Below are 18,067 nucleotides of genomic sequence, written 5' to 3' on the forward strand. Positions count from 1 at the left end.
CTTACTCGGCGCCGCCGAAGCGGGCCGTCCACTCGGCGATCTGCTCGTCCTCGATCTTCTTGAAGAGGACGTCCGGCACCGTCACCGGCGAGCCGACCAGCAGCTTGTCCAGCTCGACCTTGGCGTCGTTCGACGGCCACTCGGCCGGGAACTCCAGGTCGAACGCGCCGCCGATCGTCTCGGCGGCGAACGGGATGAAAGGCGCCGAGAGCTTGGCGTACAGCGCCACCAGGTTCAGCGCGGTGCGGACGATGACGGCGGCGCGGTCGCGATCGGTCTTGATCGCGGTCCAAGGAGCCGCTTCCTGCAGGTACTCGTTGCCGACCACCCACAGGGCCCGCAGCGCCTGAGCGCTCTTGCGGATTTCGATGGCGTCCATCTGCTCGGAAAGGTCGGCCAGGCGCGCCGAGACGTCGGCGAACAGCTTCTCTTCCAGTGGGCCGGGCTCGCCGCCTGCCGGCACCACGCCCTCGAACTTGCTCTCGTTGAACTTCAGGATGCGGTTGACGAAGTTGCCCAGCACGTCGGCCAGGTCGCGGTTCACGGCGCTGGCGAACTGCTCCCAGGTGAAGGCCGTGTCGCTGCTTTCCGGCGAATTGGCCGTCAGGTACCAGCGCCACAGGTCGGGCGGCAGGATCTCTAGGGCCGCGTCCATGAAAACGCCGCGCTTGTTCGAGGTCGAGAACTTGCCGCCGTACCAGTTCAGCCAGTTGAAGGCCTTGAGCATGTCGACGCTCTTCCACGGCTCTTCCGAGCCTAGAATGGTCGCCGGGAAGCTGACCGTGTGGAACGCGACGTTGTCCTTGCCCATGAACTGGACGTAGCGGACGTCTTGCGCGCCCTCGTCGGTGCGCCACCAGCGTTTCCAGTCACGGTCGGGCGAGCCCTCGGCCCACTCTTGCGTCGCGGCGATGTATTCGATGGGCGCGTCGAACCAGACGTAGAAGACCTTGTCTTCGAAGCCCGGGCGCGGAACGCCGTCCTTGGCCACCGGGATGCCCCAGGCCAGGTCGCGGGTGATGCCGCGGTCGATCAGCCCTTCGTCCAGGTGCTTGTAGGCGATCGAGCGGGCCAGCTGCGGCCAGTCGGCGTGGCTGTCGACCCAGGCGCGGATCTTGTCCTGCATCTTGGTCTGCAGCAGGTAGAGGTGGCGGGTGTCGCGCACCTCGATGTTCCGCGAGCCCGAGATCACCGAGTAGGGATCGATCAGGTCGGTCGGGTCCAAGAGGTTGCCGCAGTTGTCACATTGGTCGCCGCGCGCCTTCTCGAAACCGCAGTGCGGGCAGGTGCCCTCGACATAGCGATCCGGCAGGAAGCGCTTGTCGTCGACCGAATAGACCATCTGGTCGACGCGTTCCTCGATCAGGTCGTGGTCTTCCAGGGCCTGGCAGAAGTGCTGGGTCAGGCGATGGTTCTGCGGCGAGGACGAGCGGCCGAAGTGATCCCACGACAGGCCGAACGCGCGGCCGACATCGTGCTGGAGGATGTGCTGCTCGGCGCAGTAGGTGGCGACGTCCTGGCCCGCGGCGGTCGCCGCGAGTTCAGCCGGCGTGCCGTGCTCGTCGGTGGCGCAGATGTAGAGCGTCTCGTGGCCCTGGGCCCGCTTGAACCGCGCATAGACGTCGGCCGGCAGCATCGACCCCGCGAGGTTCCCCAGGTGCTTGATGCCGTTGATGTACGGCAGGGCCGAGGTGATCAGGATGCGAGCCATGCGGGCGCGGCCTTTCGGGGAGTCGGGGAACGCTAGAGAGCGTCCGCATATAGAAGGCCCGGGCCCGAAACAAAAGCTTCAGCGGATTGACCGAACGACGTTCTTGGATGCAGCCTGTCGAAAGCTGAGCTGGATACTGACGGTCCGGCCGTTTCGGGGGGAACATCGATGAAGCAGGTGAACTGGCTGGGCCTGGTGGTCAGCCTCGTCGTCGGTCAGGTGATCGGCTTTCTTTGGTACGGCACTCTGTTCGCCCAGGCCTGGATGAAGGCCACCGGCGTGACCGAAGCCGACGCCGCCGGCCAGGAATGGAAGATGGGCGTCGGCATGTTGAACATGCTCGTCGTCCTGCTGGGCCTGGACTGGTTGATCCGCCGTGTCGGCGCGACCGGTTTCGTGGGCGGCGCCAAGACCGCCCTGGCCGCCTGCGTGGCCTTCGCCCTCACCGTGGTGTCGCTGAACTATCTCTACGCGAACGGCGCGCCCGCCCTGCTGTGGATCGACGGGGGGTATCAGCTGGTGACCTACGCCGTGTTCGGCGCCCTGCTGGGCGGCCTGAAGATCAAGCCGAAGGCGGCCTAGAACGAAAAAGAGCGCCCGTCGCCGGGCGCTCTTTGCCTTTTCACTTCTCCGCCGTGGCTACAGCGGGATGTTGTCGTGCTTCTTCCAGGGGTTGGACAGCTCCTTCCCCTTCAGGCTCTTCAGCCCCCGCACGATCCGGCGGCGCGTGCCGTGCGGCATGATCACGTCATCCACATAGCCGCGTTGCGCCGCCACGAACGGGTTGGCGAAGCGGTCCTTGTACTCGGCCTCGCGCACGGCCAGGATTTCGGGGTCCTTGGCTTCCTGGCGGAAGATGATCTCCACCGCCCCCTTGGCGCCCATGACCGCGATCTCGGCGGTCGGCCAGGCGTAGTTGAGGTCGCCGCGCAGGTGCTTGGAGCTCATCACGTCATAGGCGCCGCCATAGGCCTTGCGGGTGATGACCGTGATCTTCGGCACCGTGGCCTCGGCATAGGCGAACAAGAGCTTGGCGCCGTGCTTGATCAGGCCGCCGTACTCCTGCTTGGTCCCCGGCATGAAGCCCGGGACGTCCACCAGGGTGATGATCGGGATGTTGAAGGCGTCGCAGAAGCGCACGAAGCGCGCGGCCTTGCGGCTAGAGTCAATGTCCAGCACGCCCGCCAGCACCTGCGGCTGATTGGCGACGATGCCGACCGTCTCGCCGTCCATCCGGGCGAAACCGACGACGATGTTCTTGGCCCACTCGCTGGAGATCTCGAAGAAGTCGGCCTCGTCGACGATCTTCAGGATCAGTTCCTTCATGTCGTAGGGCTTGGTGGCGTCGGCCGGCACCAGGGTGTCCAGGCTGGCCTCCTCACGATAGGCCTCATCGAAGCTCTCGCGCTCGGGGGCTGTGTCGCGGTTGGACGAGGGCAGGAAGTCGACCAGGCGACGCACCTGGGTCAGGGCCTCCAGGTCGTTCTCGAACGCGCCCTCGGCGACCCCAGACTTGGCGGCGTGGACCCGAGCCCCGCCCAGTTCCTCGGCCGTGACCACCTCGTTGGTGACGGTCTTCACCACGTCGGGGCCGGTCACGAACATGTAGCTCGTGTCCTTGACCATGAAGATGAAGTCGGTGATCGCCGGCGAATAGACGTCGCCGCCGGCGCAGGGGCCCATGATCACGCTGATCTGCGGGATGACGCCGCTGGCCAAGGTGTTCTCAAGGAAGATGTCGGCATAGCCGGCCAGGCTGTCCACACCCTCCTGAATGCGGGCGCCGCCGGCGTCGAACAGGCCGATGATCGGCGCGCCGACCTTCATGGCCTGGCGCTGGACCTTGATGATCTTCTGGGCGTGGGCGTTCGACAGGCTGCCGCCGAACACCGTGAAATCCTTGGAGAACAGGTAGACGACCTTGCCGTTGATCGTGCCCCAACCGGTGACGACGCCGTCGCCGGGGATCTTCTGGTTCTCCATGCCGAAGTCGGCGCAGCGGTGCTCAACGAACATGTCGAACTCCTCGAAGGAACCCTCGTCCAGCAGCAGGTCGATGCGCTCGCGGGCGGTCAGCTTGCCCTTGGCGTGCTGGGCGGCGACACGCGCCTCGCCGCCGCCGGCCTTGGCCTGCTCGCGCCGACGATCGAGTTCCTCGAGAATGTGCTTCACGCGCGTACTCCCCTGCCCGAACATTCATGCTGGTGGTTCGCCCACCTTGGAAACCCAGCCCTAGCGAGGCCGGGAGGCGCAGGCAAGGCGGACCTTGCGGCAGCGCACCAGCGGGTCAATTCGTCCGCGGACCGAGCAGGATGATGGCGGCGCCCGCGAGGCACACCGCGCCGCCGATCAGGTCCCAGCGATCGGGCCGGGCATTCTCGACCAGCCGCATCCAGACCAGCGAGGCGACGATGTAGATGCCGCCATAGGCCGCGAAGGCCCGCCCCGCGACGCTGGCGTCGATCCGCGTCAGCAGCAGGGCGAAGGCGATCAACGACAGCGTCCCCGCCCCGGCCCACCAAGGCGTCTTGCCCAGGCGCAGCCAGGCCCAGAAGGCAAAGCAGCCGCCGATCTCGGCCAGCGCCGCCAGGGCGTAGATGCCGGCGGTCTTGATCAACGCAGCGCCGCGAACCAGCGGTCGATCATCTCGGCCTCGACGGCCAGGAACGCCACACGAGCGGCCGCCTCGTCGTCCTGGCCCCACTGCTCGGCCTGGTACACTTCTTCCAGGCGCGACAGGTCCAGCGCCTTCTGACCGGTCAGGCGGCCTGCGCGCACGGCCAGGGCCAGCACGGTCGAGCCGTAGAGGCCCGAGGCGAAGGCCACGCCCGCCAGGCTGAAGTCGTCCAGGGTCAGGGCCAGGGCCTCGACCGCCGCCAGAGTGGCCGGCGGCTGCGGCTGGTGAATGATGCCGCCGACGGGGATGAAGACGAAGCCGAACTCGGCCTTGGCCCAGTCCAGGATCGCACCCCACTCGCGGTCCTGGCGCTCGACCAGCGGCGTCGGGTGCTCGGCGCGGTAGCAGAGGTGGTCGGAGGCGGCGTAGGCGGTGATCTCCTTGGCCACCTCGGCGCGGGTCTCGGCGATGCGGTCGATGGCCGTGAAGGCCAGGCGCGTGGCGGGCATCAGGCTGTTGTCGATATATTCGACCTGGGCTTCCCACTCAGCGGCGATCGTGTCCGCCAGGGCCTTGGTCGGCGCGACCAGCGGCTTTCTCGCGGGCGACTTGGGCGTGCGGCCGTCCAGCTGGATCGCGAAGCCGCCGTCCACCGGCGCGGCGGCGGCGGCCTTGTAGAAGCGTCGGGGTTTCAGCAGCAGCTCGGACTTGTCGTTCACGGCGAGAACTCTTTTGGGATGGTCGCGACGGAATGGGTCTCGACTGGCGTTGAATGAGCAAGATTGCGTGTCAGCGCAAGGGAGAGCGCCGCTTGAGCTTACCGTCCAAGGACATGATGGCCGCCATCGCCGTCACCCGCTTCGGCCTGGGCGCCCGTCCCGGTGAGATCGAGACCGCCAAGGCCGATCCGCGCGGCTTCCTGACCGCCCAGATCCGGCGCGAAGGCGCCGACCTGCCGCAGGACGGCGGCGAGAGCGCCGCCCAGCGCTTCGGCCAGATGCGCGACTACCAGGAACAGCAGAAGGTCGCGCGCCAGAAGAAGGACGGCGAGACGCCCGACGAGGCCGCCCTGCAGGCCGCGAAAGCCGCACAGGTCGCGCTGAAGGACAAGGTCGATGGCGACTTCCTGGCCCGCGCGCGGCTGGCGACCAACACCCCGGCCGCCTTCCGCGAGCGCTGGGCGCTGTTCTGGGCCAACCACTTCACCGTCTCGTCGACCAAGCAGATCACCTCGGTGCTGATCGGCCCGTTCGAGCGCGAGGCGATCCGGCCCAACATATTCGGCGGCTTCGAGACCCTGCTGGTCGCCTCGTCCACCCACCCGGCCATGCTGACCTATCTGGACCAGGCCCAGTCGATTGGCCCCAACAGCCCGGTCGGCGTCCGCCGGCGTGGCGCTCGCGCCGGGCTGAACGAGAACCTGGCCCGCGAGATCATGGAGCTGCACACCGTCGGCGTCGACGCCGGCTACACGCAAGGCGACGTCACCGAATTCGCCCGCGCCCTGACCGGCTTCTCGGTCGGCCGCGACAACGAAGGCAACGCCGGCCAGTTCATGTTCCGCGACGCCACCCACGAACCGGGCGTCCGCACGATCATGGGCAAGACGTACGCTCAAGGTGACATCCAGCAGGGCATGGCGGTCCTCAAGGCCCTCGCCGCGGACAAGCGCACCGCCCGCCATGTCTGCGGCAAGATCGCTCGCCACTTCGTCTCCGACACGCCCCCGTCCGCCCTGACCGCGCGGCTGGAGAAGCGCTGGATGGCCACCGGCGGCGATCTGGCCCAGGTCGCCAAGGCCCTGGTCGAAAGCCCCGAGGCCTGGGACCCGACGCCGACCAAGTTCAAGACGCCCTACGAATATACCCTGTCGACCTGGCGGCTGATCGGGGCCGAGCCCTCGGCGTTCGAGCGGCTGGGGCCTATCCTCACCGGACTTGGCCAAAAGCCCTTCTCGGCCCCCTCCCCCAAGGGCTGGCCCGAGGACGCCCAGACCTGGGCCTCGCCGGACGGCCTGGTGAAGCGGATGCAGTGGGCGCAAGGCTTCGCCGCCGTCGTCGCCGACCGCACAGATCCCAACGCCTTGGCCGTCTCGGCGCTGGGCGATCGCCTCACGCCCCCCGTCGCCAAGGCCGTGTCGCGGGCCGAGACCCGCAAGGAAGCCTTCGCCCTTCTCGTGATGAGCCCGGAGTTCCAACGCCGATGACCGCTCAAATGAACCGCCGCTCGCTGCTGAGCCTGGGCGCCGCCCTGGGCATCAGCGTCAACTTCCTTGGCAGCCAGGCCTTCGCCGCGTCCGAGGGTGATCTGGCTAAGAAGAAGCTGGTCGTCGTCATCTGCCGGGGCGGCATGGACGGCCTGTCGGTCTCACCGCCGGTCGGTGACGCCAACTACGCCAACCTGCGCGGCTCGATTGCCATGAAGCCCGACCAGGTGCTGAAGCTGGACGACACCTTCGGCCTGCACCCGGAACTGAAGACCGTCCACGCCCTGGCCCAGAAGGGCGAAGCCCGCATAGCACCGGCCATCGCCAGCCCCGACCGCGCTCGCTCGCACTTCGAAGCCCAGGACGTGCTGGAGACCGGCGCGGCCCATGTCTACGGGACCGAGACCGGCTGGCTGAACCGCACGCTGGAGGCCCTGGCGCCCGTGCGCAAGGTCGAGGGACTGTCGGTCGGGACCACCGCACCGCTGATCCTGCGCGGCAAGGTCCAGGCGGCCAGCTGGTCGCCGGGCAAGGGCGTCGATGAGACCGCCCGCCTGCCGACGCTGCTGCAGGATCTCTATCGCAACGACCCGATGCTGGGTCCGGCGTTCGCGCGCGGGCTGGAGACCGAGACCATGGCTCAGACGGCGATGACCGCCCTGTCGGCAACGCCGGCCATGAACGTCGCGGCCGCCTCGACGCCGGCCATGCCTGGCGCCACGCCGATGTCCACCACCGCCGCCAATGACCGCCAGAACCGCGCCGGCAGCGAGGCCGCCCGCAAGCTGGGCTCGACCCTGGGCGGCTTCATGATCCAGGCCGGCGGCCCGCAGATCGCGGCCATCTCGCTGGACGGCTTCGACACCCACGCGGGCCAGGCCGGTCAGATCGCCACGCGCCTATCCTACATGGACGCGGTGCTGGACGGCCTGCACACGGGACTGGGCGCGGAATGGAAGAACACCGTGGTCATCGCGGTCACTGAGTTCGGCCGCACCGCCCGCGTCAACGGCACCGGCGGCACCGACCATGGCACAGGCTCGACGGGGCTGGTGCTCGGCGGCGCGCTGAAGCCGGGGGGCGGCATCGTCGGCGACTGGCCGGGCCTGGCCGACAACGCCTTGTTCGAGAACCGCGACACCGCCCCGACCGTCGACATGCGCGGCCTGTTCAAGGGCGTGCTGGCCGAGCACATCGGCGTCGACCGCGCCATCCTGGAGAGCAAGGTGTTCCCGGATAGCGCGGCCGCGAAGCCGGTGACGGGGCTGGTCTAAAGCCTATCGACGGATCTTGGCGTTTCGCCGGCCGAAGGGTTCGGCGTCCGCCTCATCTTCCGAGAAGCCGAACTTGCGGAAGCCTTCCTTCATCTCGGGGCTCAGTGGAGCCTCGACATGCAGCATGCCGGCCGACGGGTGCGGCAGCAGGATCGAGCGGGCGTGCAGCTGCAGCTTCAGCCCTTCCGACAACGGGTCGGACTTCTCGTCGCCGTACTTGGGGTCGCCCAGGATCGGGTGGCCCATGGCCTTCATGTGGGCGCGCAGCTGGTGCGTGCGGCCGGTGTGCGGACGCAGCGCCATCCAGGTCACGCGCGGACCAGCGCGGCTGATGGTGACGAATTCCGTCTCGGCCGGCTGGGCGTCCGGGTCCTTGGGCTGGGCGGGAACGACGAGCTCGCGGTCGCCGACGCCCCGCTTGGCCAGGTGCAGCTCCATCACGCCCTCGGTCGGGTGCGGGTTGCCGGCGACGATGGCCCAGTAGGTCTTCTGCGCCTTGCGCTTGGCGAAGGCGCCCGACAGGCGCGCGGCGGCGGCCGGGGTCTTGCCTAGCAGCAGCACGCCCGAGGTGTCGCGGTCCAGACGGTGGACCAGGCGCGGACGGTCGACGCCCTCGCCCCAGGCGCTGAGCAGCTTGTCGACGTGCTTGGTCGTCTTGGTGCCGCCCTGCACGGCCAGGCCGGCGGGCTTGTTAAGGGCCAGGACTTCCTCATCCTCGTACAGCACCAGCGACTTGGCATAGGCGATGTCGCGCGGCGACAGCTTGGCCTTGTCGGTCGGATCGGGCGCGTCCGGCAGCGGCGGCACGCGGATCTGGCTACCGGCCGCCAGCTTGGTGTCGGCCTTGGCGCGCGAGCCGTCGACCCGGACCTGGCCCGAGCGGAAAAGCTTATTCAGTTGGATGTGGTTCAGGTGCGGCCAACGGCGCTTGAACCAGCGGTCGAGGCGAACCCCGTCCTCGCCGGCGTCGACGTACAGCGTGCGGACTTCCTTGGTGCTCATGCGAAAACCTTGCGGGCGATCATTAGGCCCGCGAACAGGGCCGCCACGGACAGAAGCACGCTGGCGGCGGAATAGGAGAAGGCTGGAACATAGTCGCGCTTCTGGATCATCAGCGCGGTTTCCAGCGAGAACGAAGAGAACGTCGTGAAGCCGCCCAGCACGCCGACGCCCAGCAGCACGCGCCACTGCTCGCTCGAGCCGTTGCCGCGATGCGCCATCCAGGAGGCGAGGCAGCCCATCAGGAAGCCCCCGACGATGTTGACGGTGAAGGTGCCGTACGGCCAGCCGGTCCCCATGACCCGCATGGCGCCGACCCCGACCAGATAGCGCGCGACCGAACCGACGGCTCCGCCAGCGGCCACCAGAAGCAGCTTGTTCATGAACGCCTTATGCGCCGAGCGGCTCCAAACGCCAAGCATCCAACGAAGTTCCCTTGATTTTCCCCGGTTTCTTTCACGGTAAACGCGTTTGGAAACCCTATTTCCGAACCCCTGGTTAAGCGCCTGGGTCGCAATCTGTGGGCGTATCAACAGCGCCAGAACCATGCCCTTCGACACCCCCTCCCCTTCAGACGCGACCGAACGCGTGGCCCTTCCGGGCCCGGTGGCTCAGCGCCTGACGGGCTCGGAGCTGGTCGCGCGTGGCTCCGTCAACGTCATCAGCATCAAGGCCATCCGCCAGTGGGCGGGTGACTGGTGGAGCGAAAAGCGCGGCGACGTCTGGACCTATGTCGAGCTGAAGCTGAACGAGCACCTGGACCGCAACGACATGCGGGCCCGCATCTCCGACAGCGAGTTCCTGATCGCCATGAACAACGACCAGGGCCTGGCCGCCCAGGCGACCAGCGTGCGGATCCTGGAAGACGTGCTGACCCACCTGCTGGGCAACGCCGCGACCAAGGACCTGGGGATCCGCTCGGTGATCGGGCTGGAGAACGGCGAGGCCGTCTGCAAGCCGATCGATCCCGCCGTGATCCTGGCCGCCCGCGCCCGTCGTGACTCGGCCCGCTCGCCGGTCCGTATCGAGGTGGACCCGGCCGACGAGGCCCGCCGCACCCCAGTCGCCTTCACCACTGCCGGCGGCGCCGCGCTTCGCGTGGATTTCACGCTCGAGCACGTGGTCAGCCTGCGTCGCAACATCACCACCGCCATCCGCGTCGAGCCGATGGTCACCCACCTGGCCAGCGGCCGTCAGGCTTCGGCCCGCGCCCTGACCAAGCTGTCGGATCGCGACGTCGCCTTCATCGACGAGACGACGCTGAAATACGCCTCGGTGTTCGCGCGCTCGGCCCAGGGCCACAACGCCCCCGAACTGATCCTGCCGGCCTCGTTCCGCACCCTGGGCACCCAGCGCGGCCGCGACCTGCTGACCGGCACCGCCGGCCTGTCGCTGAGCCTGCTGCGCGGCGGCATCATGATCGAACTGGTCGACGTCACGCGCGGCACGCCCGCCGGCCGTCTGCTGGAAGTCGTCGGCCTGCTGCGCGCCCTCACCCGCGGCGTCATCGCCCGCGTGCCGCCGGACAAGGAAGCCCTGCGCGTGCTGCGCGACGCCCGCCTGGCCGGCCTGGCGCTGGACGCCTCGGACCTCTCGGGCGAAGCCGCCAAGATCGCCATGGAGATGATGGCTTTCGGTCGCGACGCGCGCGGCCTGGCGCCCATGACCATCCTGCAGGGCCTGCCTCAGGACGGCTATTTCGCCGCCGCCGAGACGGCCGGCCTCACCCACGCGGCGCTGCGCGCGAACTATCCGCTGGGCAAGAAGGCGGCTGCGGCGGCCTAGGTCCGCTGGCGGCCGTAGCCGACGACCTTGACGATCTCACGGGCGTCATAGGCGTCGCGATCACGCGGCACCGGCCCCTTGCCGAACACCACCTCGATCGAGCGCGAGATCGCCGGGCCCGGGCCAAGGTTGAAGCTGGTGCCTACGCCAACGCCGACGGCGGACCGTCGCCCGAAGCTGGCCGAGCCGCCGCCGAACGAAACGCGCGGGCCGTTGTCGGAACCGCTGATATTGGTCGAGCGATCGGCGATCCGGAACCAGTCATAGCCATCGCGGACCGCCAGTTCGGCGGCGCGCAGCAGGGCGTAGTCGGCGACCTGCGCCTCCTTGGCCCCCGGCCCGCCCTGGAAGGTGACGCGATAGCGTCCGGCCTCCAGGCGATATTCCGAATAGCCGACGTCGTTCGGCGCGCCGAGCTGAGCGCGATAAACCGTCGGGGCCGTGGCGCATGCGGCTAGCAGGAAGGCCGACAGGGTGGCGGCGATCAGGGGCTTTGCGGCGATCTTCATGGCGAGCATCCTCAGACCTGATCAACGGCCTCGGAACCTGACTGTTCCGGAACCGCCAGGTCCAGGGCCTGGAGCATGGCTTTGAAATCGGACGGAAGCGGGGCCATGACCTTGCGCTCACCGCCCATCGGATGCGGGAAGGTCAGGCGCGCGGCGTGCAGCATCAGGCGCGGCACGGCCACGCCGCCCAGCATCAGCGCCCCGCCATAACGGCTGTCGCCGGCCAGCGGGCGGCCGATCGAGCCCATATGGACCCGCAGCTGGTGCATGCGGCCGGTGTCCGGCGACAGCTCGACCAGCGCGGCGACACCATTGCTGGCCAGGGTGCGATAGCGGCTGCGGGCGGTCTCGGCGTCCGGATGGTCCGGTTCGCAGACCCGCATATAGGCCTCGCGGCCGATCGACTCGCGCCGCAGCGGGCTGTCGATCATGCCGCCCTTCGGCTCCGGCGCGCCCGGCGCGACGATGGCCAGGTAGCTCTTGCGGAAGCGCTTGGCCATCATGGCCTCGCCCAGGAAGGCCGCGCCCGGCTTGGTCTTGGCCGTCAGGATCACGCCCGAGGTGTCGCGGTCCAGGCGATGAATCAGCCGCGGCCGCGCCTTGCCCGGCTTGGCGAACGCCCACAGCAGATCGTCCAGCGTATGGGCCTTGATCCGTCCGCCCTGGCTGGAGAGGCCCGCGGGCTTGTCCAGCACGATGATCGCCTCGTCCTCGTACAGCACCCACGACTGGGCCGCCGCGATCTCTTCCGGCGTCAGGGTGATCGGGCACTCGATGGCCTTGGGCTTGGCGACACCCGGCGGACGGCGATACGGCTTGTTCATGACGTGGCCTTACCGAACCAGCGGGCCAGAAGGAAGGCGCCGATCCCGGCCGTCAGCGTCGCGGGCGCCGCAACGATCAGCACCAGCGCGGCCACGGCCTCGCTCCACCAGGCCATGGGCCCGCCGAACATCACCTCGAGCGCCGTGTCGAAATAGGCCTCCCCGTAGAGGAAAGCGGCGACCGCGCCGGCCGCGATCAGGCCCGCCGACAGTGGTTTTCCCGCGAAGGCCTGGCCGGCGATCACCGCGCCGCTCGCCGACGCCAGAGCGGCCAGCGGCACGAGCAGCGGACCACCGTTCTGGGACACCCCGCCGAAAGACGCGCCTTGAGCGGCGAAAACGACCATCGTCAGCAGCAACAGCGCTGACGCGAGGTAGCGGTTTCTGAACACCCTCACTTGCCGTCCTTCCGGACCTTGCCCCAGGCTTCCAGGCGCTCACGCACCTTGGCCTCGGCGCCGACGGGCTTGGGATCGTAGAACTTCGGCCGCGCCATGCCGTCCGGGAAGTAGTTCTGGCCCGAGACGCCGCCCTCGACGTCGTGGTCGTAGGCGTAGCCGTCGCCATAGCCCAGCGACTTCATCAGCTTGGTCGGGGCGTTGAGGATGTGGGCCGGCGGCATCAGGCTGCCGGTCTCCTTGGCGGCGCGACGGGCGGCCTTGTAGGCGTTGTAGACGGCGTTGGACTTGGGGGCCGACGCCATGTGGACCACGGCCTGGGCCAGGGCCAGCTCGCCTTCGGGACTGCCCAGGAAGTCGTAGGCGTCCTTGGCGGCGGTGGTCAGCAGCAGGCTCAGCGGATCGGCCGCGCCGATATCCTCGGACGCCATGCGCACCAGGCGACGGGCGATGAACAGCGGGTCCTCGCCGCCCTCCAGCATCCGGGCCAGCCAGTAGAGGGCCGCGTCGGGATCGGATCCGCGCACCGACTTATGCAGGGCCGAGATGAGGTTGTAGTGCTCCTCGCGGTCCTTGTCGTAGGCCGGGCGGCGCTTCTGGAGGAACTGGCCCAGCTGGGTCGGGTTCAGCGGGCTATCCGTGCCGATCGAGAACAGAGTCTCGGCCAGGGTCAGCAGGTAGCGGCCGTCGCCGTCGGCCATGGCCACCAGGCTCGAGCGAGCCTCGGCGTCGATCGGCAGCGGCCGGTTCTCGGCGACCTCGGCACGCTGAAGAAGCTGGTCCAGCGAGTCCTCGGTCAGGCGCTTGAGCACGAAGACCTGGCAGCGTGACAGCAGAGCGCCGTTCAGCTCGAACGACGGGTTCTCGGTCGTCGCGCCGACCAGGGTGACGATCCCCTCCTCCACGAACGGTAGGAAACCATCCTGCTGTGCGCGGTTGAAGCGGTGGATCTCGTCGACGAACAGCAAGGTCGACTGGCCGGCCGCGCGGCGCATGCGGGCTTGCTCGAACGCCTTCTTCAGGTCGGCGACGCCGGAGAATACGGCCGAGATCTGCTGGAACTCGTAGCCGCCGGCCTTGGCCAGCAGGCGGGCGATGGTGGTCTTGCCGGTGCCGGGCGGGCCCCACAGGATCATCGAGGCCAGGCGATGGGCCGCCGCCATGCGGCCGATGGGCCCCTCGGGACCCAGGAGATGCTGCTGGCCCACCACCTCGTCGAGGCTTTGTGGCCGCAGGCGGTCGGCCAGCGGCGCGGGCGCATGAGGGGTCAGGCCGGCGGCCTGGAAAAGATCGGACATAGGATCTTTCTAGCAGGCCGCCGGCGCCAAGTCGCCCAATGTGCTTAACCTTGGAAGCGAGCCGTGATCCGCTGGCCGTTGCGCTCGATCGTCACCGCCCAGTTGCGGGCCTGGACGTTGGCGGCGGCGTTGAGGTCGGCGACGGTGTTGATCGCGCGGCCGTTGACCTCGCGGATGAAGTCGCCGGGCTGCAGGCCGATACTGGCCGCCGCGCCGCCGCTGATCTTGGTCACCAGCACGCCCTTGCCGGCGAACGGGTCGACATTCAGGTCCTGGGCCACGGCGGGCGACAGGTTGACCACGGTCGCGCCGGTGAACGGATTATTGCCCGCCAGGGTGCGCTCGTCGCGGGCCGGGGTCTCCGGCGCGGCCTCGGCGCGGACGGTGAGCGTCTGCGCCTTGTCGCCCCGCTGGATCTGCATCGGCACGCGGTCGCCGACCTTGTGCGTGCCGATGGCGAAGGCGCCGCCGCCCTCGTCGTTCACCGCTCGACCGTCGATCGACAGAATGACGTCGCCTTCCTTCAGGCCCGCCTTGTCGGCCGAGGAGCCCGGATAGACCTGGGCCACCAGCACGCCGCGCGGGGCGGTCATGCCCAGGCTGCGGGCGATGTCGCCGGTCACCGGCTGGCCCTTCACGCCCAGCCACGGCCGCACGACACTGTGGCCGCCGCCCAGGGCCGCCGAGACGACCTGGCGGACCACGGCGGCGGGGATGGCGAAGCCCACGCCCGACGACGAGCCCGAGCGCGAGATGATGAAGGTGTTGATGCCGACCAGGTCGCCGTCCATGTCGACCAGCGGGCCGCCGGAGTTGCCGGGATTGATGGCCGCGTCGGTCTGGATGTAGCTGCCGAAATTGGCCGCCCCGACGTCGGTGCGGGCCAGGGCCGAGACGATGCCGTTGGTCACGGTCTGGCCGACCCCGAACGGGTTGCCCAGCGCCAGGACGAGATCGCCGACCTCCATCTGGTCCTGGTCGTCGATGGCCATGACGGGCAGCTTCTCGCCCTTGGTGTCGATCTTCAGCACGGCCAGATCGGCGCGCGGGTCGTCCAGCAGCACCACGGCCGGGAATTCGCGGCGGTCGGCCAGCTGGACGGTGATGTCGCTCATCCCGTCGATATTGTGGTGGTTGGTGATGATCACCCCGTCGGCGCGGACGATGGCGCCCGACCCCAGCGAGCCTTGCACCTGACTGCCGCCCTGGCCGTTGCCGCCCATGAAGAAGTCCCAGAACGGATCGACGCGGCGCTGCACTACCCGGCGGCTGGCCACGTTGACGACGGCGGGAGCCGACTTCTTCACCACCGGCGAGAATGACAGCTTCATCGAGGCCGCGTCGGCCGGAACCCGGCGGGTCGGCTGCGGCATGTCGGGCACGGGTCCGCTGGCGACGGACTGGGCGTTGGACTGCCCGGTCGGGTTCGAGCAGGCGGCCAGCAGGACGACGACGGGCAGCAGGGCGCGGATGGTCTTCAAGAAAGGCTCCTAAACGTTACCCGTCAGCTCAGCCGAGCTTTCGGGCGACTCTAAGGCGTCAGGCCGCTTGCGGTTCCGGCGCCGGCAGCGGACGGGCCTTGGCGTAGGCCAGGACCGTCGAGCTCAGCATCAGGAAGGCGGCGATCAGCACCGGCAGGCCCGGCATGTGCAGGGTCGCGTCGTGGCGGATGGCGAAGGCGAACGGGAACAGGAACAGAGGCGGACCGATGATCGAGGCGATGCCCATCATGGCCGAGTTGGCGCCTTGCAACTGACCCTGCTCGTTCGGCGCGACGCGGCGGGTCATCAGGCCCATCAGGCCCGGCTGGATCAGGCCCGACAGCGCGAACAGCGGCAGGCCGCAAAGATAGAGCGGCCCGGTCGGGGCCAGGGCGTAGATCATGAAGCCGGCAAAGCCCGAGAACAGGCCGATCAGCAGCGCGCCGCGCTCGCCCAGCGCCTTGACCACCCGGCCGACCACCAGGACCTGGACGATGATGCTGGAGATGCCGCTGGCCATCAGGGTCAGGCCGATGGTCGCCGGCGACCAGCCGTAGCGGAAGCCCATATAGAGCACGAAGACGCTGGGCAGCACGTTATGGGCCAACTGGAACAGGAAGCCGACGCCGGCTAGGCCCAGCAGGCCCGGATGGCGTTGCAGCAGCTGCAGCGAGCCGATCGGATTGGCCTTCTTCCAGTCGAAGCGCGGCTGGCGGCGCTCGGGCGGCAGGGACTCCGGCAGGACGAAGAAGCCGTAGAGCCAGTTGCACAGGGCCAGGGCCGCGCAGACCAGGAACGGCGCGCGATGGTCGAACTGCCACAGCCACCCACCCAGGGCCGGGCCGAAGGTGAAGCCCACCCCGAACGCCGCGCCCATCAGGCCAAAGCCCTTGGCGCGGTTCTCCGGCGTGGTGACGTCGGCGACATAGGCCGAGGCGGTCGAGAAGCTGGCCGCCGTCATGCCGTTGAAGATCCGGCCGACGAACAGCCACCACAGGCTGGGCGCGAAGGCCATGAACAGGAAGTCGACGCCCAGGCCGAAGATCGAGGTCAGGATCACCGGCCGGCGCCCCCAGCGGTCGGACATCAGGCCCAGGATCGGCGAGCAGAAGAACTGCATCACGCCCCAGACCGTGGCGAACAGGATGTTCCAGTCGGCCGCAACGGCCGTGTCGCCGCCGCCGAACTGCTTCACCAGGTTGGGCAGGACCGGGATCATTACGCCCAGGGACAAGACGTCCATGATCGCGGTGACGAAGATGAAGCCGAGGGCGGCCTGGCGTTTCACGCCCGTGATCGGTTGGTTCATTGGTCGCCCTCCCCGGCGGTCCCTAGTTGGACGCTGTTCGCTTGGGCCGCAAGACCCGCCAGCAGCGCCCGCCACCATTCCCCGTGCCGTTGCAGGAAGACGCCGTCCGGAAAGCCGTGCCGCGCCACGTGCATGGCCGGCACGGTGTCCCAGCCGCGATGCTCGACGGTGACGCGCGTCCCCGTCTCCACCGGTTCGAAGCGGACCTCGACCTCGGTGTCCATCCCGGGTTCGAAGGCGGCCTGCCGCCAGCCGAACACCAGGCGCTGACCACGTTCCCAGACGCGGACCTTGCCGACCTCGAACACCTTGCCGGTTGGCAGGCGCTCGACCAGGCGACCGTCCTCGAAGGCCATGACGCCGGGCGAGCGCGGAGTGAACGAGAACAGGGCGTTGGGCCGCCACCACAGGGCGATGTCGTCGGTGAAGGCGTCGAACACCACCTCCGGCGGCGCGGCGATGCGCAGAGCGACCAGGATCTTCGAGCTCACTTCGTCTTACCCTCGACGTGCGCCTTCAGGGCCGAGAGCTGGTCGACCCAGTGGTCCTCGGCCGCTTCCAGCCAGGCCTTCAGCTGATCCATCGGCTCGGACCGCAGGCGATAGACCCGCACGCGGGCGTCGAACTCCGGATGGCTCTCCTCGACGAGGCCCGATTGACGTAGCGCCCGCAGGTGCCGGCTCATCGCGGGAGGCGTCAGGCCCAGGCTCTCGGCCAACTCGCCGGCCCGGCGCGGCCGCTCGCGCAGCAGGTCGACCGTGCGCCGGCGGTTCGGATCGGCCAGGGCCGCCAAAGTCCGGTCCAGGGCCTCGCTCACAGCAGCTTCTTCGGCGCGACGTTGCGCCAGGCGTCGGTCAACGCCCCGCGCGCGGTGGTTTCGTCGCAGGCGGAGAGAAGCAGGCGGGTCGCCCCGCCCTTCCCCCAGCCGCCGGGCACGGGGACGAAAACCTCCGGCTCGGCGGCGACGCGCATCTCCTGCTGGTCCGGCGTCAGCTTGACCATCGCCCAGTCGGCGTCGGGATTGCCCAGGGTCGCGAAGATCTTGCCGCACCGGAAGTCGACCGTGCCCATGTGCGAACTCTCGATCGCCTGAGGCATCGACAGGGCCAGCCGGCGGAAGTCGTCGGGCGTGATCATTCGGCCCCGACCGCGAACGTCAGGCCGCTGCGCTTTTCCATCTCTTCCGTGGAGACCACTTCGACATCGGCCGACACCGTCCAGATGTGGCCTTCCGGATCACGGCAGCGATAGGTGCGCGCGCCGTAGAATTGGGTCTCGGGCGGCGCGAGGATCTCGGCCCCGGCCGCGCGGGCGCGCTCACAGTGGGCGTCGACATCGGCGGCGATGTAGATGTGCACCGACTGGGTGTTCCTGGCCCCGATCGAAGCCGGGCTGGCGTGGTTCTCGCTCCACTCGTTGCCGATCATGATCCGCGTGTCGGCATATTCCATCTGCGAGTGCGCCAGGTTGCCCTCGGCGTCCTCGATCAGCAGGCTCAGCTCGAAGCCGAACGCCTTCTCCAGGAAGGCGATGGCGGCCTTGGGGTCGCGATAGACGAGGGCCGAGACCAGGCCAGGGCGGGAGTCGGACATGTCGAACATCCTTCCAATGAACGACAATATTTAACGCATATCGAAACTAATTGCGCAAGTCGGT

General features: G+C 68.6%; 20 protein-coding genes. 4 read left to right on the plus strand and 16 right to left on the minus strand.

The annotated features are described in order from the left end of the window. Position 1: 1 nt before the first annotated feature. Entirely contained in the window at positions 2-1,711 is a 1,710-nt protein-coding gene (metG, locus tag AC07NI_RS09340; protein WP_494618059.1) for a methionine--tRNA ligase, read from the minus strand. 168 nt (positions 1,712-1,879) lie between these two features. Here metG and AC07NI_RS09345 point away from each other — a divergent pair, with 168 nt between their 5' ends. Then, a complete protein-coding gene (locus tag AC07NI_RS09345; RefSeq protein ID WP_494618062.1) occupies positions 1,880-2,293 on the plus strand; it encodes a DUF1761 domain-containing protein in 414 nt (137 codons plus the stop codon). Between the two features lie 57 nt (positions 2,294-2,350). Here AC07NI_RS09345 and AC07NI_RS09350 read toward each other — a convergent pair whose 3' ends face one another. The 3 genes from AC07NI_RS09350 to AC07NI_RS09360 all read right to left on the minus strand — a co-directional run bounded on the left by AC07NI_RS09350 (position 2,351) and on the right by AC07NI_RS09360 (position 5,047). Next, positions 2,351-3,883 carry an acyl-CoA carboxylase subunit beta gene (locus AC07NI_RS09350; RefSeq protein ID WP_494618065.1) on the minus strand — a complete coding sequence of 511 codons (1,533 nt, stop codon included), beginning with the start codon at positions 3,881-3,883 and terminating at the stop codon, positions 2,351-2,353. Between the two features lie 115 nt (positions 3,884-3,998). Further along, the gene (locus AC07NI_RS09355; RefSeq protein WP_494618321.1) at positions 3,999-4,325 is read right to left on the minus strand and encodes a YnfA family protein; all 327 of its coding nucleotides are present in this window, start codon (positions 4,323-4,325) and stop codon (positions 3,999-4,001) included. After that, positions 4,325-5,047: an ATP12 family chaperone protein gene (locus AC07NI_RS09360; RefSeq protein ID WP_494618069.1), complete on the minus strand. Its 723-nt coding sequence runs from the start codon at positions 5,045-5,047 to the stop codon at positions 4,325-4,327. The genes AC07NI_RS09355 and AC07NI_RS09360 overlap by 1 nt, the downstream gene beginning before the upstream one ends. Positions 5,048-5,100: 53 nt before the next feature. On the opposite strand from AC07NI_RS09360, the gene AC07NI_RS09365 reads away from it, so the two are divergent. Together AC07NI_RS09365 and AC07NI_RS09370 are read left to right on the plus strand one after the other, a co-directional pair. Continuing rightward, positions 5,101-6,534, plus strand: a complete 1,434-nt coding sequence (locus AC07NI_RS09365) for a DUF1800 domain-containing protein (protein ID WP_494618071.1) — start codon at positions 5,101-5,103, stop codon at positions 6,532-6,534. Next, the gene (locus AC07NI_RS09370; protein WP_494618073.1) at positions 6,531-7,808 is read left to right on the plus strand and encodes a DUF1501 domain-containing protein; all 1,278 of its coding nucleotides are present in this window, start codon (positions 6,531-6,533) and stop codon (positions 7,806-7,808) included. The genes AC07NI_RS09365 and AC07NI_RS09370 overlap by 4 nt, the downstream gene beginning before the upstream one ends. Before the next feature lie 3 nt (positions 7,809-7,811). Here AC07NI_RS09370 and AC07NI_RS09375 read toward each other — a convergent pair whose 3' ends face one another. Both AC07NI_RS09375 and crcB read right to left on the minus strand, forming a co-directional pair. Further along, positions 7,812-8,810: an RluA family pseudouridine synthase gene (locus AC07NI_RS09375; protein ID WP_494618074.1), complete on the minus strand. Its 999-nt coding sequence runs from the start codon at positions 8,808-8,810 to the stop codon at positions 7,812-7,814. Next, positions 8,807-9,190 carry a fluoride efflux transporter CrcB gene (gene crcB / locus AC07NI_RS09380; RefSeq protein WP_494618076.1) on the minus strand — a complete coding sequence of 128 codons (384 nt, stop codon included), beginning with the start codon at positions 9,188-9,190 and terminating at the stop codon, positions 8,807-8,809. Before crcB ends, AC07NI_RS09375 begins: the two co-directional genes overlap by 4 nt. 163 nt (positions 9,191-9,353) lie before the next feature. Here crcB and AC07NI_RS09385 point away from each other — a divergent pair, with 163 nt between their 5' ends. Continuing rightward, positions 9,354-10,592 carry a hypothetical protein gene (locus tag AC07NI_RS09385; protein WP_494618078.1) on the plus strand — a complete coding sequence of 413 codons (1,239 nt, stop codon included), beginning with the start codon at positions 9,354-9,356 and terminating at the stop codon, positions 10,590-10,592. Here the strand turns inward: AC07NI_RS09385 and AC07NI_RS09390 are convergent. Genes AC07NI_RS09390 through AC07NI_RS09435 form a run of 10 tightly spaced genes read right to left on the minus strand, consistent with a single transcriptional unit; the run spans position 10,589 to position 18,003 of the window. Continuing rightward, the gene (locus tag AC07NI_RS09390) at positions 10,589-11,110 is read right to left on the minus strand and encodes a CC0125/CC1285 family lipoprotein (RefSeq protein WP_494618080.1); all 522 of its coding nucleotides are present in this window, start codon (positions 11,108-11,110) and stop codon (positions 10,589-10,591) included. The genes AC07NI_RS09385 and AC07NI_RS09390 overlap by 4 nt on opposite strands. 2 nt (positions 11,111-11,112) lie before the next feature. Next, the gene (locus AC07NI_RS09395; RefSeq protein WP_494618081.1) at positions 11,113-11,925 is read right to left on the minus strand and encodes an RluA family pseudouridine synthase; all 813 of its coding nucleotides are present in this window, start codon (positions 11,923-11,925) and stop codon (positions 11,113-11,115) included. Further along, positions 11,922-12,323, minus strand: coding sequence for a hypothetical protein (locus AC07NI_RS09400; protein WP_494618083.1), 402 nt, complete (start codon positions 12,321-12,323; stop codon positions 11,922-11,924). Before AC07NI_RS09400 ends, AC07NI_RS09395 begins: the two co-directional genes overlap by 4 nt. Then, positions 12,320-13,621 (minus strand): replication-associated recombination protein A, encoded by a 1,302-nt coding sequence (locus tag AC07NI_RS09405; RefSeq protein ID WP_494618085.1) that lies wholly within the window; start codon positions 13,619-13,621, stop codon positions 12,320-12,322. The genes AC07NI_RS09400 and AC07NI_RS09405 overlap by 4 nt, the downstream gene beginning before the upstream one ends. 44 nt (positions 13,622-13,665) lie before the next feature. Next, positions 13,666-15,102, minus strand: a complete 1,437-nt coding sequence (locus AC07NI_RS09410; protein ID WP_494618087.1) for a DegQ family serine endoprotease — start codon at positions 15,100-15,102, stop codon at positions 13,666-13,668. Between the two features lie 58 nt (positions 15,103-15,160). Then, complete coding sequence (locus AC07NI_RS09415) at positions 15,161-16,411, minus strand: TCR/Tet family MFS transporter (protein ID WP_494618089.1); 1,251 nt, start codon at positions 16,409-16,411, stop codon at positions 15,161-15,163. Then, positions 16,408-16,902 carry an SRPBCC domain-containing protein gene (locus AC07NI_RS09420; RefSeq protein WP_494618091.1) on the minus strand — a complete coding sequence of 165 codons (495 nt, stop codon included), beginning with the start codon at positions 16,900-16,902 and terminating at the stop codon, positions 16,408-16,410. The genes AC07NI_RS09415 and AC07NI_RS09420 overlap by 4 nt, the downstream gene beginning before the upstream one ends. Next, positions 16,899-17,228, minus strand: a complete 330-nt coding sequence (locus AC07NI_RS09425; RefSeq protein ID WP_494618093.1) for an ArsR/SmtB family transcription factor — start codon at positions 17,226-17,228, stop codon at positions 16,899-16,901. Before AC07NI_RS09425 ends, AC07NI_RS09420 begins: the two co-directional genes overlap by 4 nt. Next, entirely contained in the window at positions 17,225-17,548 is a 324-nt protein-coding gene (locus tag AC07NI_RS09430; RefSeq protein WP_494618095.1) for an MmcQ/YjbR family DNA-binding protein, read from the minus strand. Before AC07NI_RS09430 ends, AC07NI_RS09425 begins: the two co-directional genes overlap by 4 nt. Beyond that, positions 17,545-18,003, minus strand: coding sequence for a VOC family protein (locus AC07NI_RS09435; protein WP_494618097.1), 459 nt, complete (start codon positions 18,001-18,003; stop codon positions 17,545-17,547). The genes AC07NI_RS09430 and AC07NI_RS09435 overlap by 4 nt, the downstream gene beginning before the upstream one ends. Between the last annotated feature and the right edge of the window lie 64 nt (positions 18,004-18,067).

Source organism: Caulobacter sp. GW821-FHT10E02 (genome assembly GCF_059415225.1).

What these genes read in the sequence shown, in the direction of transcription:
- metG (WP_494618059.1), bottom strand. Translation starts at nt 1,711, where the DNA reads ATGGCTCGCATCCTGATCACCTCGGCCCTGCCGTACATCAACGGCATC.
- AC07NI_RS09345 (WP_494618062.1), top strand. Translation starts at nt 1,880, where the DNA reads ATGAAGCAGGTGAACTGGCTGGGCCTGGTGGTCAGCCTCGTCGTCGGT.
- AC07NI_RS09365 (WP_494618071.1), top strand. Translation starts at nt 5,101, where the DNA reads ATGAGCAAGATTGCGTGTCAGCGCAAGGGAGAGCGCCGCTTGAGCTTA.
- AC07NI_RS09370 (WP_494618073.1), top strand. Translation starts at nt 6,531, where the DNA reads ATGACCGCTCAAATGAACCGCCGCTCGCTGCTGAGCCTGGGCGCCGCC.
- AC07NI_RS09375 (WP_494618074.1), bottom strand. Translation starts at nt 8,810, where the DNA reads ATGAGCACCAAGGAAGTCCGCACGCTGTACGTCGACGCCGGCGAGGAC.
- crcB (WP_494618076.1), bottom strand. Translation starts at nt 9,190, where the DNA reads ATGAACAAGCTGCTTCTGGTGGCCGCTGGCGGAGCCGTCGGTTCGGTC.
- AC07NI_RS09385 (WP_494618078.1), top strand. Translation starts at nt 9,354, where the DNA reads ATGCCCTTCGACACCCCCTCCCCTTCAGACGCGACCGAACGCGTGGCC.
- AC07NI_RS09390 (WP_494618080.1), bottom strand. Translation starts at nt 11,110, where the DNA reads ATGCTCGCCATGAAGATCGCCGCAAAGCCCCTGATCGCCGCCACCCTG.
- AC07NI_RS09395 (WP_494618081.1), bottom strand. Translation starts at nt 11,925, where the DNA reads ATGAACAAGCCGTATCGCCGTCCGCCGGGTGTCGCCAAGCCCAAGGCC.
- AC07NI_RS09405 (WP_494618085.1), bottom strand. Translation starts at nt 13,621, where the DNA reads ATGTCCGATCTTTTCCAGGCCGCCGGCCTGACCCCTCATGCGCCCGCG.
- AC07NI_RS09415 (WP_494618089.1), bottom strand. Translation starts at nt 16,411, where the DNA reads ATGAACCAACCGATCACGGGCGTGAAACGCCAGGCCGCCCTCGGCTTC.
- AC07NI_RS09430 (WP_494618095.1), bottom strand. Translation starts at nt 17,548, where the DNA reads ATGATCACGCCCGACGACTTCCGCCGGCTGGCCCTGTCGATGCCTCAG.
- AC07NI_RS09435 (WP_494618097.1), bottom strand. Translation starts at nt 18,003, where the DNA reads ATGTCCGACTCCCGCCCTGGCCTGGTCTCGGCCCTCGTCTATCGCGAC.